The sequence below is a fragment of the Burkholderia sp. lig30 genome (genome assembly GCF_000687455.2).
Taxonomy (GTDB): Bacteria; Pseudomonadota; Gammaproteobacteria; order Burkholderiales; family Burkholderiaceae; genus Burkholderia.
Map to the genome: position 1 here is coordinate 66,611 of NZ_JGVW01000048.1, position 15,767 is coordinate 82,377.

Sequence of the window (15,767 nt, forward strand, 5' to 3'; positions counted from 1 at the left end):
ACAGGAGACACTTCGCATGGATCTGGATTATTCCCCCGCCGACGACGCGTTCCGCGCCGACATCCGCGCATGGCTCGAGGCCAACCTGCCTCGCGCGTTGCGCGCCAAGGTTCTCAACCACAAGCGACTGAATCGCGAAGACTACGCGAGCTGGCACCGGATACTCGGCGCGCGCGGCTGGTCGGCGCCCGCGTGGCCGATCGAATACGGTGGCCCGGGGTGGAACGCGACGCAGCGGCACATCTGGGACGAGGAGTGCGCGCGGATCGGCGCGCCGACCGTGCTGCCGTTCGGCGTGTCGATGGTCGCGCCGGTGCTGATGAAATACGGTAGCGACGTGCAGAAGCATCGTTACCTGCCGCGCATCCTCGATGGTTCCGACTGGTGGTGCCAGGGCTATTCGGAGCCGGGCTCCGGCTCGGATCTCGCGTCGCTGCGCACGCGCGCCGAGCGCCACGGCGACCATTACATCGTCAATGGCCAGAAGACCTGGACGACGCTCGGCCAGCACGCGGACATGATGTTCTGCCTGGTGCGGACCGACCCCGGCGCGAAGAAGCAGGAGGGCATCTCGTTCCTGCTGGTCGACATGAAGACGCCGGGCATCACCGTGCGGCCGATCGTCATGCTCGACGAGGACCACGAAGTCAACGAGGTGTTCTTCGAGGACGTGAAGGTGCCTGTCGAGAATCTCGTCGGGGAAGAAAACCGCGGCTGGACCTATGCGAAATATCTGCTCGGTCACGAGCGCACCGGCATCGCGCGCGTCGGCAATTCGAAGCGCGAGCTGGCGTTCCTCAAGCGCGTCGCGCTGAATCAGCGGAAGAACGGCAAGCCGTTGCTGGCCGATCCGGTTTTCGCGGCGAAAGTGGCCGCGCTCGAAGTCGAGCTGATGGCGCTGGAGGTGACGGTGCTGCGCGTCGTCAGCCGCGAGACGAGCGGCAAGGGACCGGGCCCGGAGGCGTCGATGCTGAAGATCAAGGGCACCGAGATACAGCAGGCGCTCACCGAGCTGATGGTCGAGGCGATCGGCCCGCTCGCCGCGCCGTTCGACGTGCCGTTCCTCGAAGGCGAGCGCGACCACAGCGCCGCGGGCGACGACGATGCCGCGCCGCTGGCCGCGTACTACTTCAACTTCCGCAAGACGTCGATCTACGGCGGCTCGAACGAAATTCAAAAGAACATCATCGCGCAGATGATTCTCGGACTGTGAGTGCTGCAGGGGCGGCCGACAGGCGCTGACGCGCCAGCCGGCGGCTTTGCACGGAATCAGAGCGCGTTGCATGGAACAGGAGACGACGATGGATTTCACCTTTACCGATGAGCAGCAGCAGTTCGCCGACGCATTGCGGCGTTACCTCGGCGAGCGATACGGGTTCGAGGCGCGGCAGGCGATCGTGCGCAGCGCGGCCGGCGTGTCGGACACGCAATGGCAGGCGTTCACGGAACTGGGCCTGAGCGCGTTGCCGGTGCCGGACGCGCAAGGCGGCTTCGGCGGAAGCGCGGTCGACATGATGGTCGCGATGCAGGAACTGGGGCGCGCGCTCGTCGTCGAGCCGTACTGGGCGACGGCGGTGGGCGTCGAGGCGCTGCGTGTCGCAGGCTCGGGCGCGGGCGAGGACGCCGCGCTCCTCGACGCCGTCGCGCAGGGGCGTGCGCGTCTCGCGGTCGCGTTTCACGAACCGCACGCGCGCTACGATCTTTTCTCGCTCGAAACGCATGCGCATGAAGCGGACGGCACGTACCGGCTGAGCGGCGTGAAGTCCGTCGTGCAGCACGGCGCACAGGCCACTGCGTGGATCGTGCCGGCGCGGCTCGCGAGCGGCGCCGTGGGCCTGTTCGTCGTCGAACCCGGCGCGCCGGGCGCGGCGGTCGACGATTACCGCACGATCGACGGGCAGCGGGCGGCGACGATTCGCCTGAGCGACACGCCCGCCCGCATGCTCGACGGCGGTGTCCGCGACGCGGCGGCGCTGGAGCAGGTCGCCGATTACGCGACCGTGCTGCTCTGCGCCGAGGCGATCGGCGCGCTCGACGCGCTGAACCGCGCGACCGTCGACTACACGAAGACGCGCGAGCAGTTCGGTGTGCCGATCGCGCGCTTCCAGGCGCTGCAGCACCGGATGGTCGACATGTTGATCCATGCGGAGCAGGCACGCTCACTGACCTGCCTGGCTGCGGTACGCTATGCGGGCGGTGACGCCGATGCCCGGCGCAAGGCGGTGTCGGCGGCGAAGGCGCGCGTGGGGCAAGCGGCGCGTTTCGTCGGACAGCAGGCGGTGCAGCTGCACGGCGGGATGGGGGTGACCAACGAGGTCGCTGCCGCGCATCTGTTCAAGCGCCTGACGATCATCGAGACGACGCTCGGCGACACCGATCATCATCTCGCGCGCATCGCGGCGCTGCCGGATTTCATGCAGGTCGAGACCGCCTGACGGGGATGCACGCGTCACCCTTCAAACCAAGGAGACACATAGTGGGGATCAGTTACGAAGACCTGGAAGTCGGCAGCAGCATCGAAGTCGGCCGGTATACGTTCGAGGCGGACGACATCAAGGCGTTCGCCGAGCGCTACGATCCGCAGCCGTTCCATCTCGACGAGGCGGCCGGCAAGGTGTCGCCGTTCGGTGGCCTTGTCGCGAGCGGCTGGCACACCTGCTCGGTGTTCATGGGCATGCTGGTGCGCAACGTGCTGCAGGGCTCGACCGGCATGGGCTCGCCGGGCATCGACGAGATCCGCTGGATCAAGCCGGTGCGCGCCGGCGACACGATCACGATGCTGCAGAAGATCCTCGACAAGCGCGTGTCGTCGAGCAAGCCGGATCGCGGCATCGTGACGACGGAGTGGGTCGGCGTCAACGCAAGCGGCGAGACGGTGATTACGGTCCGCTCGAAAGTGATCTTCGGCTTGCGCGATCCGTCCTCCGGGGGCAACGCATGACCGCGGACGCGACCTTGCCGCTGATCGCGTCCGCGCAGGCGCTCGGTTCGCTCGTGGGCGCGCCGGCGCTTGCGAGCGGGTGGGTCGAGGTGGATCAGCGCCGGGTCGACCGGTTCGCCGACGCGACGGGCGATCACCAGTGGATCCACGTCGATCCGGAGCGCGCGCGGCGCGAATCGCCGTTCGGCGGCCCGATCGCGCACGGATTCCTGACGCTGTCGCTGATTCCCGCGCTGATGGCCGACGCGATGCGGTTCGAGCAGAAGATGGGCGTGAACTACGGCTTGAACCGCGTGCGTTTCCTGAAGCCGGTGCCGGTGGGCGCGCGGGTGCGCGCGCTGTTCGAGGTGAAAGAGACGGCCGACGCGGGGCGGGGCGGCGTGCAGGTGACGTGGACCGTGTCGATGCAGGTCGAGCGCCCGGGTGAGCCGCTGCCCGTGTGCGCGGCGGAATTCATCACGCTGCATTACTTCTGAATCCGGCCGGTGCCGCGCGGCGGAGACGGCCGGCATGCCGCCCCCGCCGCGCGCGACGTGGTGCGGCGCGGGATCAGTGCTTCGCGTACTGCGTCGCGCCGAACAGTACTTCGCGCGCGCGGTCGTCCTGCAGCGGCTGGCGCAGCGACGCCAGCACCTCGACGCCGCGTTGCACCGCCGGCCGCGCGGCGATCGCCTCGTGCCAGCGCTTGACGTTCGGCAACGCGTCGAGCGCGATGCCCTGGTTCTGCCACGAGCGGGTCCACGGGAACGCCGCGATGTCCGCGATCGTGTAGTCGTCGCCGGCCAGATAGGCGGTTTCGCCGAGCCGCTTGTCCATCACGTTGTACAGGCGCTGCGCTTCGTTCGTGTAGCGGTTGATCGCGTAGTCGATCTTTTCCGGGGCATACAGGCGGAAATGGTGGGCCTGTCCGAGCATTGGCCCGATGCCGCCCATCTGGAACATCAGCCATTCCAGCGTCGTGTAGCGCCCGACCGGATCGGTCGGCAGGAATCGTCCGCTCTTTTCCGCGAGATAGACGAGGATCGCGCCCGATTCGAACAGCGCGAGCGGCTGGCCGCACGGGCCGTCCTGATCGACGATCGCCGGAATCTTGTTGTTCGGGCTGATCTTCAGGAACGCGGGCGCGAACTGGTCGCCCGCGCCGATGTCGATCGGATGCACGCGATAGTCGAGCCCCGTCTCCTCGAGCATGATGTGCACCTTATGGCCGTTCGGGGTCGCCCAGCTGTAGACGTCGATCATCGTTCGCCACTCCTATTTGCGTCCGGTAAGGCGGCGCCCCAACGGTCCGCCGCAGTCGGAAATTAGAGCACGGATCGGCGCGGGCCGCAGACGCCCCCGCGCCCGCTACTGCGCGTAGCGCGCCAGCTCGAGCTTGGCGATCGCGATGCGGTGCACTTCGTCCGGGCCGTCGGCGAAGCGCAGCGTGCGCGCCGCCGCATAGGCGTATGCGAGCGGAAAATCGTCACTGACGCCGCCGCCGCCGTGCGCCTGGATGGCCCAGTCGATCACCTGGCACGCCATGCCCGGCGCGACCGCCTTGATCATCGCGATCTCGCCACGCGCAGCCTTGTTGCCGACCGTATCCATCATGTGGGCCGTCTTCAGCGTGAGCAGCCGGGCCTGCTCGATCATGCAGCGCGCCTCGCCGATGCGCTCCTGCGTGATCGTCTGCGATGCGATCGGCTTGCCGAACGCGATCCGCTGTGCGGCGCGCCGGCACATCAGCTCGAGCGCGCGCTCGGCGAGCCCGATCACGCGCATGCAGTGATGAATGCGCCCCGGGCCGAGCCGCCCCTGCGCGATCTCGAAGCCGCGCCCCTCGCCGAGCAGGAGGTTCGACGCGGGCACGCGCACGTCCTTCAGCGTGATGTCCATGTGGCCGTGCGGCGCGTCGTCGTAGCCGAACACGTTCAGCGGCCGGTGGACGGTGATGCCGGGCGTGTCGGACGGCACGAGGATCATCGACTGCTGCGCGTGGTGGGGGGCCGACCGATCGGTCTTGCCCATCAGGATGTAGAGCGTGCAGCGCGGATCGCCCGCGCCGGACGCCCACCACTTGCGGCCGTTGATCACGTAGGCGTCGCCGTCGCGCTCGATGCGGGTCTGAATGTTCGTCGCATCCGACGAGGCGACGTCCGGCTCCGTCATCAGGAATGCAGAGCGCATCGTCCCGTCGAGCAACGGGTCGAGCCACGCGCGCTTGTGCGCCTCGGTGCCATAGCGTTCGAGCGTCTCCATGTTGCCGGTGTCCGGCGCGTTGCAGTTGAACACTTCGGGCGCCCACGGCACGCGGCCCATGATTTCGCAGAGCGGCGCGTATTCGAGATTGGTGAGACCGGCGCCGTGCGGCGAATCGGGGAGGAACAGGTTCCACAGGCCGGCCGCGCGCGCCTGCGCCTTCAGCGTCTCGATCAGCTCGACGGGACGCCACGGGTTGCCGTCGCGGCGGTTGCGGGCGACTTCCGCGTGGAAGGCCCGCTCGTTCGGATAGATGTGCGCATCGAAGAATGCGTGCAGTCGTTCGCGTAATGTCTGGACTTTCGGGGAGTAATCGAAGTGCATCGCCGGCCTCGCTTTCGGACAACGTCGGGAAATCAGTGCTTCGCGAATTGCAGATATTGCTGATACAGCACTTCCATCGTCGTGTTGCGCGTGTCCCGGTGCAACGCTTCGGGCGGCGAATAATTGAGCATGCGGATCACCCAGTCATGCGGCGCGTCACCGACGTCGAGTGCATTAATGCAGCCGGTCGACTGCGACAGGTGGCCGATGAAGAGACGTTGGCCGGGCACGGTCGCGTGCGACAGCAGCGCGCAGTTGACGCCGCCATGCAGGACGAGAAGCGCCGTGTCCCATGCGCGGTCTGCGCGCAGCGCATCGAGCGGTGGCAGCACCCGGTCGATCAGCTCGCCGATCGTTTCGCCGCCGAGAAAGCGGGTCGATTCGGGCACGATGCCGTCGAGCAGGCGCAGGAAGGCGTCGCGATGCTGTTCGGGCGGGATGTCGGACAGATGGCCGCCGCGGATTTCCCGCCATGCAGGCTGCAATTCGATGTCGATGCGCTGCCCGGTTTCCGCGAGCACGCGCTGCGCGGTCTCGACGGTGCGCGGCAGGCCGCTCGCGATCACGCGGTCGAAGCGGATGTCCTGCTCGGCGAACACGCGCCCGGCGGCGCTCGCCTGCTGGCGGCCGCGTTCGTTGAGCGGCACGCTGTCCGGGTCGATCGCGCGCCCGGAAGCGTCGAAATAGGTGACGTCGCCGTGCCGCATCAGGAAGATGCGGCGGCGTTTGGGCAGTTCGAAACGTGACATGGGAGCGTTATCGTTTGTAAGTGGCCGGACGCTTTTCGAGAAACGCGGTGATGCCCTCGAACGCGTCCGGATGGTGCAACGACGCGACGAAATGGTCGCGTTCGGTGCCGAGGTGCGTGGCGAGCGGTTGCGCGATCGCGTCGTCGAGCAGCGCCTTGATGCGCGTCAGCGCATTGGGCGAAAGCGCGCCGAGCGTGTCCGCCCACGCCAGCGCGTCGCCGAGTGCAGCGCCAGGCGTGGCGAGGCGGTTGACGACGCCCAGCGCGTGCAGCCGCTCGGCCGCGACCGGGCGGCCCTCGAACAGGATCTCCGCGGCCAGCGCACGCGGCAGCGCCCGCGCGAGGAACCACGAGCCGCCACCGTCGGGCGTCAGGCCCACGCGTGCATAGGACATCACGAATTTCGCATCGTTCGCGGCGACGATCAGGTCGCAGGCGAGCGCGAGCGAGAAGCCGGCGCCGGCCGCGGCGCCTTCGACCGCAGCGATCACGGGCTTCGTCGACGCGCGGATCGCGGCGATCCATGCGCCGAGCTGGTCGATGCTGTCGGCCTGGACCGACGGAGCCTTCGAGCGGTTGTCGAGCAGGCGATTGAGGTTGCCGCCCGCGCAGAAGAAACGGTCGGCGCCGGTCAGCACGACTGCGCGGATCGCGGGATCGCGCTCGGCGGTCGCGAGCGCCTCGATGCCGGCCGCGTACATGTCGGGATGCAGCGCGTTGCGCGTGCCGGGATTCGACAGCGTGAGGACGAGTGTCGATTCGCTTTCGGGCGGGCGCGATGCCAGCAGTTCGGCGCTCATGCGAGTGTGTCTCCATCGGTTCGGGCAGCCGCGGCGCCGCATGCCGTGCGCGGGCGGACGACGATGATGCTGCCGCACATGCAATGTTGTCGTGACGGACGCTAAACTGCTTTAGACTAGCACGAACGTGCTTTTAGGCGCGACGAATCCCTGACCGAACGGCGTCGTACCGTTCGTCCCCCTGCCTGGAAGGAGACATCCGATGCTCAAGCTGTGCGGTATCCCGTTGTCAAACTACTACAACAAGGTGAAATTCGTCCTGCTCGAACACGACATCCCGTTCGAGGAGTCGCTGGTCGGGTTGCCCATCCGCGATGCCGGCGTGCTTGCGGACTCGCCGCTCGGCAAGGTGCCGTTCCTGCAGACGGAGCAAGGGGCGCTGTGCGAGTCGCAGGTGATCGTCGAGTATCTCGCCGATCGCTATCCAGACAAGCACATCTACCCGTCCGATCCGTTTGCGGCGGCGAAGGTGCGCGAGCTGATCGCGATGCTGGAGCTGTATCTCGAGTGGCCCGCGCGCGAGTTGTATCTGGAGGCGTTTTTCGGCGGCACGGTCAGCGACGGCACGAAGGGGCACGTCGAGAAGCAACTGCCGCGCGCGATCGACGCGTTCAGGAAGATGGCCGCATTCTCGCCGTATGTGCTTGGCGATACGTTCGGTTTCGCGGATATGGCCGCCTCGATTCATCTGCCGCTCATCGGTCTCGCGACGAAGACGATCTACGGACGCGACTTCCTGCTCGATGCGGGTCTCGACTGGAAGGCCTACGTTCAGAAGGTCGGCGAGCGTCCTGCGGCGCAGCGCATCGCCGAGGATCGCAAGGCCTATCTGGCCACGGTCACGAAGCGGCCCTGAACGTGCCGCCCCGCATCGCGCGGGGCGGGCGGCGCGCAATGTGCGACGCGGAACGGTGCCGCGTGCGCGCCGGCCGTCGCGCGCGACTTACAGGCGGGCGAGCCGTTCGAGCGCGCTCGCAAGCGTCCGCTCCTGCTTGGCGAAACAGAAGCGCACGACGCCCGATTCATGCGGCTCATGATAGAACGCCGAGACCGGAATCGCGGCGACGCCGATTTCGGCGGTGAGCCACGTCGCGAATTCCGCTTCGGGCAGGTCGCTGATTGCCGAATAGTCGACGCACTGGAAATACGTGCCCGTGCAGGGCAGCAGCTTGAAGCGGGTGCGTTCGAGGCCCGCGCGGAAGAAGTCGCGCTTTTTCTGGTAGAAATCGGCGAGCGTCAGATACGGCGCCGGGTCGCGCATGTAGTCGGCGAGCCCCATCTGCATCGGCGTGTTGACCGTGAACACGTTGAACTGATGGACCTTGCGGAATTCCGCGGTCAGTGCGGCGGGCGCCGCGACGTAGCCGACTTTCCAGCCGGTCACGTGATAGGTCTTGCCGAAGCTCGACACGATGAAGCTGCGCGCGGCCAGCTCGGGATAACGCGCCACGCTCTCGTGGCGCGCGCCGTCGTACACCATGTGCTCGTACACCTCGTCGGAGATGATCAGCAGGTTGGTGTCGCGCACGATGTCTTCCAGCTTGCGCATGTCCGCGTCGCGCCAGACAGTGCCGGTCGGATTGTGCGGCGTGTTGATGAGGATCAGGCGCGTCTTCGGCGTGATCGCGGCCGCGAGCCGGTCGAACGGAATCGCGTAGTCCGGCGCGTCGAGCGTGACGAACACGGGCTTGCCGCCCGCCAGCTCGATCGACGGCAGGTAGCTGTCGTAGGTCGGCTCGACGACGATCACCTCGTCGCCCGGATGGACCGCGCACAGGATCGCCGTGAGCAGTGCCTGCGTCGCGCCGGCCGTCACGGTGATCTCGGTCGCCGGGTCGTAGCGGCGGCCGTAGACCTGCGCGATCTTGTCGGCGATCGCGTCGCGCAGCGGCGCGACGCCCGCCATCGGCGGATACTGGTTGTGGCCGTTGCGCATCGCGGCGGCCACCGCGTCGACGATGCGCGGATCGCAATCGAAATCCGGAAATCCCTGGCCGAGATTGACGGCGCCTTTCTCGGCGGCGAGCGCGCTCATGACCGTGAAGATCGTCGTGCCGACGTTCGGCAGGCGCGAGGGGAAAACGGGTGTCGTGGGCATGTCGTTCAGTGCGTTCATCGTTGACGGTCGAAAGGAAAGGCCCCCAGGCGCCTCAGGCCGGCGCGGCTGTGGCGGCCGGGGCCGCGTCGATCGCACACGCTTCGGTGAACGGCGCAGGCTGGGTGATCCGGAAACCGAAGTCGCGCGCGGTGCGCCGATCGAGCTTCAGGAGCGCACGATCCTTCGACACCAGCCAGTCGGCCTGCGCGGCGTGGGCCAGCTCGAGAAATTTCTGATCGTCGCGGTCCTTGCACTTCGGCAGCGGCCGCGCATCGACATCGACGGAGGGCGGCGCGTCGATCCGGCATGCGAGGCGCGAGACCGTCGCGAGTGCAGCCGCCTTGTCGATCGCACGCGCCTGGAACTGCGGATAGTCGAGCACACGCTCGAGCTCGTACAGACAGCGGCTGTCGATCAGCGCGACGAGCGTGCCGCGCTCGAGCGCGGCCAGGATCGGGCGCGTGGCAGGGTCGTCGAAGACGAGGATGTCGATCCAGACATTCGAATCGAGCACGACGCGGCATTCGGCACGCGGGGCGGGAGAACTGGGCATTCGTTACAATCGGTGGTTTTCGTCTGACCGCACGGCACGGCGTGCCAGCGAGCCTCTATGATAATCGTTCTCTCTCCCGCGAAATCCCTCGACTACGATACGCCCGCTCATGTCCCGGCGTATACCGAGCCTGCCTTCGTCGAAGACGCCGCGGAGCTGATCGACGGCCTGCGCAAGCTGTCGCCGCAGGACATCGCGACGCTGATGAGCATTTCCGATCCGCTCGCCCGTCTGAACTTCCAGCGTTACGCGGACTGGTCGCCGACGTTCACCCCGGCGAACGCGAAGCAGGCGGTGCTGGCGTTCAACGGCGACGTCTACGAAGGGTTCGACGCGAAGTCGCTGTCGGCGGTGGATCTCGATTACGCTCAGCAGCATGTCCGCGTGCTGTCGGGCCTGTACGGCCTGCTGCGGCCGCTCGACCTGCTGCAGCCCTACCGGCTCGAGATGGGCACTCGCTTCGCGAATGCGCGCGGCAAGGATCTGTACGCATTCTGGGGCGACAGGATCACGCGCGCGCTGAACGCGGTGCTCGAGAGCCGCACGGGGGCGTCACGCGTGCTGATCAATTGTGCGTCGTCGGAGTATTTCAAGTCGGTCAAGCCGAAACTGCTGGCCGCGCCCGTCGTCACGCCGGTGTTCGAGGACTGGAAGGGCGGGCGCTACAAGATCATCAGCTTCCACGCGAAACGCGCGCGCGGGCTGATGGCCCGCTATATCGTCGAAAATCGCATCGCGGAGCCGCAGGCGCTGAAGGCGTTCGTGATGGAAGGCTACGCGTTCGACGAAGCGGCGTCGAACGACGCGACTTACGTATATCGCCGGCGCATCGGCGACTGACGAATCGACAAAGGAAAGACGATGACCATTTCGATCACCAGCAATTTCGACGCGGGCGCGATCGATGTCGTGTCGTGCGAGCGCGCGGATGCGATCCGTCTGCGGGTGCGCGGCGACAGCCATTCGGCATTCGCGCAGTGGTTCCATTACCGGCTCACGGGCGCGCGCGGCGAACGCTGCGTGATGCATTTCGAGAACGCGGCCGAATGCGCGTATCCGTCGGGCTGGCGCGATTACAGCGCGGTCGCAAGCTACGACCGGGTGAGCTGGTTTCGCGTGCCGACCGAATACGACGGCAAGACGATGACGATCGACCACACGCCCGAGTTCGACAGCGTCTATTACGCGTACTTCGAACCGTATTCGGAGGAGCGCCACGCGGCGTTTCTCGGCGCGGTCCAGCAGATGCCGCAGGCGAGTGTCATCGAGCTCGGACGCACCGTCGAGGGACGGCCGATGTCGCTGCTCACGCTCGGCACGCCGGAAGCAGGCGCCGCGCCGAAGAAGAAGGTGTGGATCATCGCCCGCCAGCATCCGGGCGAAACGATGGCCGAGTGGTTCGTCGAGGGGCTCGTGAAGCGGCTGGCCGGCTGGGGCGACTGGGCGGGCGACGCGGTCGCGCGCAAGCTCTACGACCATGCGACGTTCTACATCGTGCCGAACATGAATCCCGACGGCAGTGCGCATGGCAACCTGCGCACCAACGCAGCCGGCGCGAACCTGAACCGCGAATGGATGGAGCCGGACGCCGAGCGCAGTCCCGAGGTGAGGGTCGTGCGCGACGCGATCCATGCGATCGGCTGCGACATGTTCTTCGATATCCATGGCGACGAGGACTTGCCGTACGTGTTCGTTGCCGGTTCCGAGATGCTGCCGGGCTTCAGCGAGCAGCAGGCGAACGAGCAGGCGGCGTTCATCGACGCTTTCAAGCAGGCGAGCCCCGATTTTCAGGACGAGCACGGCTATGAGGCGGGCAAGTATCAGGAAGATGCGCTCAAGCTCGCGTCGAAATACATCGGACACCAATTCGGTTGCCTGTCGCTGACGCTTGAAATGCCGTTCAAGGACAACGCGAACCTGCCCGACGAGCGTGTCGGCTGGAACGGCGAACGCAGCGCGGCGCTTGGCGCCGCGCTGCTGGCCGCGATCCTGCGGCACGTTCAGGCGTTCGCGTAACGCCTCGCCATTTCGTCGGGGCAAGAAAAAAGCCGGAGCATCTTCACGATGCTCCGGCTTTTTTTCTGTCGGTGTCGCCCCGTTCGATCAGGATTTCTTCGCCGTCGATTTCTTCTTCACGGCTTTTTTCTGGGTGGTGGACTTCTTCGCGGTCGCAGCCTTCTTGGTGGTGCGGCCCGACGACTTCGCCTTGCCCTTGGTCTTGCCCGACGCCTTGCCCTTCAGTTTCGTCGTCGGCGCGGAACGCTCGGCGCGCGGCTTGAGCGGCGGGACCGGGTCGTTCCAGCTGAACGCGAGCATTTGCTGGCCGACGTAGCCGCAGCGGAACTTGAGATGGTCCGGATCGCCGCCGTCGTTGCGGATGCCGAGCCCTTCGACGGTGACGATGTTGTCGACCTTGACGCGCTGCTTGCCTTGATCGAACGATTCGTTCCACGGCGTGATCGCCGCATTGCCGCTCGCGAACGCGCTCGGCGGGAACTCGACCCGCGAGAACGCCGGCGATGTGCTCGCAATGAAATTACCGTGTGCGGCGCAGTCCGCGACGAGAGGATCGGCGTGCATCTCGTTGACGAACTTGTTGACGAGTTCGCTGCGCTGGTCGAGGAGATCGGCAAAAACAGGCGCGGAGAACGCAAGAGACAGGCCCGCGATACAGGCTGTCAACTTGCCGAACGCTCTGAAGATCCGGCGCGACGCGGGTAAGCTGTCCATCTGGATATGTGTGAGGTGCAAATGAGGCATCGGGCACGTATAGATGCCCGACGAAGAACAGGAGTTCAATCTTAGCGTAAAAATTCTGTGCGGCAGTAGACGGCTCGCTCGCTTGCGCGGGCGGCGCGCCGGTGGCAGGCGCGGCCGTCGGCCGGACTCACGCGCGCGGGCCGCCGAGGCGATAGCGCCGCACATCGAAGGTCGTGACCCATGCAGGGCGATAGACTGCGATGAGCGCCGTCGCCGTGCCGGTGAACCACGCTTCTCCGAGCGCGAGCAATGCGGTATTCAGCAGATATCCTGGCGGAATCACGATCGGCGTGCCGCCCGCGAGGGCAAGCTGCACGCCTGCCGCCGCAGCGGCGACCGAGACGATCGCAAGGGCGGGCGACACCACGCCCTGGCCGGCGATGAACGACGCCAGGTTGTGCGGTAGCCAGGCGATGGCGGCGCGTTGCAGCAGCGCCGACACCGCGACCGGCAGCGCGCCGTAGACCAGATAGGTCAGGCCGATGCCTTGCCAGGGCGCATCGAAGATGATCGCGGCGATCGCGGTCACGGCGCCCATCGCGACGAGCGCGAGTGTCCAGTCGAACAACGTGACGAGCAGCGTGGCCCCGAGCAGATGCATGACGAGCCCGTCTTCGAGCCATGCGTTCGATGCCCAGAGCACCGTGATCGCCGTGACCAGCGCAAGCCAGACGTGCTGGAGCGTCGCATCCTGAAGACGGACGAATGGGCGATTCCAGATCGCCAGCGCGAGCAAAGCCGCGGTGGCGATCCAGCCACCGATGCCAACCCAGAGCGGAAGCGGTGTGTAAAGGAAACCCATGTGTCCATATTACTCGTTGAATATCAAAGGTGGGAATCCGCACAAATGTCGACCGTGGTAATAGTGAGACGGTCCGGCTACCGATTGCGCCGGAACGGCACCGGCGGCTCCGCCGCCTGCGGTATGCGCTCCACGGTATCGTTGCGAGCCGCCGCCGCTGCATATTTGAGATAGGTGCGTGTGGCGCGCAACGGAATGGGACCGTGTTCGCCGAGCGCCGGCTTGCGCGTGCCGTCGCGGCTCGACAGCAGGACTTCGAGATGCGGCGGCAGCCAGCCGTTGTAGATCGCGACCGCGGCCGCCCGGTTGGTCGCGCCGAGCAGCTGAAAGATGCTGGCCAGATGGATCTTCACCGTGCCTTCACTGATGCCGAGCGTGCGCGCGATCATCTTGTTGGTGCTGCCCATGTGGACGAAGCGCATGATTTGGGCTTGCCGCGGCGACAGCATGCCGGACGGCGAGCGGCGGGGAATTCTGCTGACGAGCGCCTGGATGTGGGCCTCGTTGCGGTTCGCGGCGGCGGCGGGGGCGAGGTTGAGGGCGATCGGCGGGATGTAATGACCGCCCAGCAGGACCATCTCGAGCGCCCGCACGATCAGGTGCGGCCGCGTCGAACGGGGGATCACGCCGGTCACGCCGCAGTCGAAGAGCCTTTGCACGACCTCCGGCGTGGCATCGTCGATGAGGACGGCGACTGGGGCCGGCGCGCACGCCTTGCAGAGCGCCTGCAGGTCGGCGAGGCGCCGGATGTCGTGCCAGTCGACTGCGACGAGGTCGAATCGCTGGTGGCGCAACAACTGTTTTGCGTGCAAGCCGTCGGGCGCGTCGTTGTAGCCGGCGTGGCGGTCGATCTGCCGCAGCAGCGCTTTCAGTCCGTCACGCCGCTCGGCGTCTGAGTTGAGTACCAAGAACCGCATAGTCTGCCTCCAGAGGAAGTGTCGATGAGCCGCGGGCGTCATGCCTTAGGCTCGATCATGACAAAATCCTTACGAAATGTCGGCCTGGCTAAAAGGGTTAAGAAATTTCGTAAGACTGGCGGGCAAGAAAAAAGCCGCTCCGGCGGTGGCCGGGAGCGGCTTTCGACGATCGTCGGTCTGGCCGGACGTGCGTCAGTGGAAGTGCGGCTGCGCGGGGGACGCGTCTTCTGGCATCTCGGCGTGGACGATTTCTCCGAGCGGGTCCGCATACAGCGGCACGCCGCAGTCATCGCAGTATTCCGGCTCGAAACGGCCGGGGTGCCGGCGGATGTCGGTGACACCGCAGTCCTTGAGCAGGCTTGCGATTTCCTCGACCGGCCCGTCCGTCGGCACGTCGCCTTCGAGCGTTGCGCTGTCCATCGATGCCTCGCCGTTTTCTCGCCCGTAAAGCGGCCAGACGACCCCGTAGATCACGTCGTTGTTGCCGCGGCGGGTGAAGCCGATGCGGTATTCGTCGATGCGGCGCTCGCCGAAGCCGGCGATCACGGCGCGCAATTCTTGCGGCGCTGCGCCAATTGTGTCGAAAAGATAACGGATCGCGGTACGTACGGTGTGCGGGCGGATGCGTTCGTCCGCGTCGCGGCATGCGGAATAGTACGCGTCCGGCAGCAGGCATTCGAATTCGCAGCCGGGCAGCGCGACGGAAAGGTTGGCGCCGCCTTGCGCGGCCCATTGCTCGAGACACTGGCCGCGCTCGATTCGCGCGCCGTGCTCCTCCTCCTGCCAGCGAAACAGCGCTGCGCCCGCGGGTGCGGCGACGACCGCAAGCAGGAAGCGCGGGTCGGCGAGGATCGGCGACGTCTCGGGCAGGTCCCCGAAGTTGATCTTGGCCGGATGCTGGCCGAGCGCCGCATGCGCGAGTTGCTGGGCGAGGCGGTAGGTCTCGACATGATGCCGCGGCAATTGGTCGATGCTGTAAAGGAACGGCGCGAGTCCGACGAGCGTCCCGTTTGCGAGAACGTGCGCCTGCAGTTGCGTGCGCAGCGCATCGACTGTGTCGCCTTTCAGCGGACCCGACGGAATGACGTAGCGCGTCCACGCCAGCACGGGCACGGCGATCAGGAGCGCGTCGTAAGGCTGGCCGTCGTGTTCGACGGTGAGCGACTCGCTGTGCGTCTCCGCCATGTCGGCGAGCGCGCCGTAGGCGTCCGGGTGGTTCTGCTGCAGATGGTCGAGTGCTGAATCGAGCGTGGTCTGATTGCCGTTGCGGACGATCTTGGCGAGCAGCGCATCGAGCTTCGCTTCCCAGAAGCGGTCCTCGATACGGCTGCCGGAAGCGAAGAGCGCAAGCGACAGGCCGACCAGCTTGTCGGCATCGGGAGGGAGACGTTTGGCGATTCGCTGGCGCATATTAAATACGTATAAAGAGAGGCGAAGAACCTACCATTCTAGTCGGTTCTGCGTTCGTTACGCGCTCTCGCGTCACCGCATCGCGTGTAATGGCCGAAAAGCGGTGTATGTAAAAAAATGCTTCAAACCGCTTGCGTATTTGGAAGGACGTCTCTAGAATCACGCCTCTTTCG

The 15,767-nt window shown here is 66.3% G+C and carries 17 protein-coding genes; 7 read left to right on the top strand and 10 right to left on the bottom strand.

The window, feature by feature from the left end:
• Positions 1-16: 16 nt before the first annotated feature.
• The 4 genes from LIG30_RS03255 to LIG30_RS03270 all read left to right on the top strand — a co-directional run bounded on the left by LIG30_RS03255 (position 17) and on the right by LIG30_RS03270 (position 3,417).
• On the top strand, positions 17-1,213 hold the full coding sequence (locus LIG30_RS03255) for an acyl-CoA dehydrogenase family protein (protein WP_038709610.1): 1,197 nt from the start codon (positions 17-19) through the stop codon (positions 1,211-1,213).
• A gap of 88 nt (positions 1,214-1,301) precedes the next feature.
• Positions 1,302-2,435 carry an acyl-CoA dehydrogenase family protein gene (locus tag LIG30_RS03260; protein WP_038709639.1) on the top strand — a complete coding sequence of 378 codons (1,134 nt, stop codon included), beginning with the start codon at positions 1,302-1,304 and terminating at the stop codon, positions 2,433-2,435.
• A gap of 41 nt (positions 2,436-2,476) precedes the next feature.
• On the top strand, positions 2,477-2,941 hold the full coding sequence (locus tag LIG30_RS03265) for a MaoC family dehydratase (protein ID WP_038709611.1): 465 nt from the start codon (positions 2,477-2,479) through the stop codon (positions 2,939-2,941).
• Positions 2,938-3,417: a MaoC family dehydratase gene (locus LIG30_RS03270; RefSeq protein WP_038709613.1), complete on the top strand. Its 480-nt coding sequence runs from the start codon at positions 2,938-2,940 to the stop codon at positions 3,415-3,417. The genes LIG30_RS03265 and LIG30_RS03270 overlap by 4 nt, the downstream gene beginning before the upstream one ends.
• A 73-nt stretch (positions 3,418-3,490) precedes the next feature.
• Here LIG30_RS03270 and LIG30_RS03275 read toward each other — a convergent pair whose 3' ends face one another.
• From LIG30_RS03275 to LIG30_RS03290, 4 genes are all read right to left on the bottom strand, one after another.
• A complete protein-coding gene (locus LIG30_RS03275; RefSeq protein WP_038709616.1) occupies positions 3,491-4,183 on the bottom strand; it encodes a glutathione binding-like protein in 693 nt (230 codons plus the stop codon).
• Positions 4,184-4,288: 105 nt separating this feature from the next.
• Positions 4,289-5,506 carry an acyl-CoA dehydrogenase family protein gene (locus tag LIG30_RS03280; protein WP_038709619.1) on the bottom strand — a complete coding sequence of 406 codons (1,218 nt, stop codon included), beginning with the start codon at positions 5,504-5,506 and terminating at the stop codon, positions 4,289-4,291.
• A gap of 32 nt (positions 5,507-5,538) precedes the next feature.
• The gene (locus LIG30_RS03285) at positions 5,539-6,255 is read right to left on the bottom strand and encodes a histidine phosphatase family protein (RefSeq protein ID WP_038709621.1); all 717 of its coding nucleotides are present in this window, start codon (positions 6,253-6,255) and stop codon (positions 5,539-5,541) included.
• 7 nt (positions 6,256-6,262) lie between these two features.
• Positions 6,263-7,054: an oxepin-CoA hydrolase, alternative type gene (locus tag LIG30_RS03290; RefSeq protein ID WP_038709622.1), complete on the bottom strand. Its 792-nt coding sequence runs from the start codon at positions 7,052-7,054 to the stop codon at positions 6,263-6,265.
• Between the two features lie 202 nt (positions 7,055-7,256).
• Here LIG30_RS03290 and LIG30_RS03295 point away from each other — a divergent pair, with 202 nt between their 5' ends.
• A complete protein-coding gene (locus tag LIG30_RS03295) occupies positions 7,257-7,910 on the top strand; it encodes a glutathione S-transferase (RefSeq protein ID WP_038709623.1) in 654 nt (217 codons plus the stop codon).
• 87 nt (positions 7,911-7,997) lie between these two features.
• Here the strand turns inward: LIG30_RS03295 and LIG30_RS03300 are convergent, their stop codons facing one another.
• Positions 7,998-9,170, bottom strand: coding sequence for a pyridoxal phosphate-dependent aminotransferase (locus LIG30_RS03300; RefSeq protein WP_038709625.1), 1,173 nt, complete (start codon positions 9,168-9,170; stop codon positions 7,998-8,000).
• A 34-nt stretch (positions 9,171-9,204) separates the two neighbouring features.
• Complete coding sequence (locus LIG30_RS03305) at positions 9,205-9,705, bottom strand: putative toxin-antitoxin system toxin component, PIN family (RefSeq protein WP_038709626.1); 501 nt, start codon at positions 9,703-9,705, stop codon at positions 9,205-9,207.
• Between the two features lie 57 nt (positions 9,706-9,762).
• Between LIG30_RS03305 and yaaA the strand changes: the two genes are divergently transcribed.
• A complete protein-coding gene (yaaA, locus tag LIG30_RS03310) occupies positions 9,763-10,545 on the top strand; it encodes a peroxide stress protein YaaA (RefSeq protein ID WP_038709627.1) in 783 nt (260 codons plus the stop codon).
• Between the two features lie 21 nt (positions 10,546-10,566).
• Positions 10,567-11,721 carry a M14 family metallopeptidase gene (locus LIG30_RS03315; RefSeq protein ID WP_038709630.1) on the top strand — a complete coding sequence of 385 codons (1,155 nt, stop codon included), beginning with the start codon at positions 10,567-10,569 and terminating at the stop codon, positions 11,719-11,721.
• Between the two features lie 87 nt (positions 11,722-11,808).
• Here the strand turns inward: LIG30_RS03315 and LIG30_RS03320 are convergent, their stop codons facing one another.
• The 4 genes from LIG30_RS03320 to LIG30_RS03335 form a co-directional block, all read right to left on the bottom strand.
• Entirely contained in the window at positions 11,809-12,465 is a 657-nt protein-coding gene (locus LIG30_RS03320) for a BspC domain-containing protein (RefSeq protein ID WP_083493874.1), read from the bottom strand.
• A gap of 127 nt (positions 12,466-12,592) precedes the next feature.
• On the bottom strand, positions 12,593-13,267 hold the full coding sequence (locus tag LIG30_RS03325; protein WP_038709633.1) for an energy-coupling factor ABC transporter permease: 675 nt from the start codon (positions 13,265-13,267) through the stop codon (positions 12,593-12,595).
• Positions 13,268-13,344: 77 nt separating this feature from the next.
• Positions 13,345-14,184 (bottom strand): response regulator transcription factor, encoded by an 840-nt coding sequence (locus LIG30_RS03330; protein WP_038709635.1) that lies wholly within the window; start codon positions 14,182-14,184, stop codon positions 13,345-13,347.
• A 192-nt stretch (positions 14,185-14,376) separates the two neighbouring features.
• A complete protein-coding gene (locus LIG30_RS03335; protein ID WP_038709636.1) occupies positions 14,377-15,594 on the bottom strand; it encodes a DUF2863 family protein in 1,218 nt (405 codons plus the stop codon).
• Positions 15,595-15,767 lie beyond the last annotated feature (173 nt).

Bases quoted from the DNA above. Each gene is read 5' to 3' on its own strand.
- LIG30_RS03290 (WP_038709622.1), bottom strand. From the start codon at position 7,054: ATGAGCGCCGAACTGCTGGCATCGCGCCCGCCCGAAAGCGAATCGACA.
- LIG30_RS03280 (WP_038709619.1), bottom strand. From the start codon at position 5,506: ATGCACTTCGATTACTCCCCGAAAGTCCAGACATTACGCGAACGACTG.
- LIG30_RS03315 (WP_038709630.1), top strand. From the start codon at position 10,567: ATGACCATTTCGATCACCAGCAATTTCGACGCGGGCGCGATCGATGTC.
- LIG30_RS03255 (WP_038709610.1), top strand. From the start codon at position 17: ATGGATCTGGATTATTCCCCCGCCGACGACGCGTTCCGCGCCGACATC.
- LIG30_RS03295 (WP_038709623.1), top strand. From the start codon at position 7,257: ATGCTCAAGCTGTGCGGTATCCCGTTGTCAAACTACTACAACAAGGTG.
- LIG30_RS03275 (WP_038709616.1), bottom strand. From the start codon at position 4,183: ATGATCGACGTCTACAGCTGGGCGACCCCGAACGGCCATAAGGTGCAC.
- yaaA (WP_038709627.1), top strand. From the start codon at position 9,763: ATGATAATCGTTCTCTCTCCCGCGAAATCCCTCGACTACGATACGCCC.
- LIG30_RS03325 (WP_038709633.1), bottom strand. From the start codon at position 13,267: ATGGGTTTCCTTTACACACCGCTTCCGCTCTGGGTTGGCATCGGTGGC.
- LIG30_RS03260 (WP_038709639.1), top strand. From the start codon at position 1,302: ATGGATTTCACCTTTACCGATGAGCAGCAGCAGTTCGCCGACGCATTG.
- LIG30_RS03330 (WP_038709635.1), bottom strand. From the start codon at position 14,184: ATGCGGTTCTTGGTACTCAACTCAGACGCCGAGCGGCGTGACGGACTG.
- LIG30_RS03305 (WP_038709626.1), bottom strand. From the start codon at position 9,705: ATGCCCAGTTCTCCCGCCCCGCGTGCCGAATGCCGCGTCGTGCTCGAT.
- LIG30_RS03270 (WP_038709613.1), top strand. From the start codon at position 2,938: ATGACCGCGGACGCGACCTTGCCGCTGATCGCGTCCGCGCAGGCGCTC.
- LIG30_RS03285 (WP_038709621.1), bottom strand. From the start codon at position 6,255: ATGTCACGTTTCGAACTGCCCAAACGCCGCCGCATCTTCCTGATGCGG.
- LIG30_RS03320 (WP_083493874.1), bottom strand. From the start codon at position 12,465: ATGCCTCATTTGCACCTCACACATATCCAGATGGACAGCTTACCCGCG.
- LIG30_RS03300 (WP_038709625.1), bottom strand. From the start codon at position 9,170: ATGAACGCACTGAACGACATGCCCACGACACCCGTTTTCCCCTCGCGC.
- LIG30_RS03335 (WP_038709636.1), bottom strand. From the start codon at position 15,594: ATGCGCCAGCGAATCGCCAAACGTCTCCCTCCCGATGCCGACAAGCTG.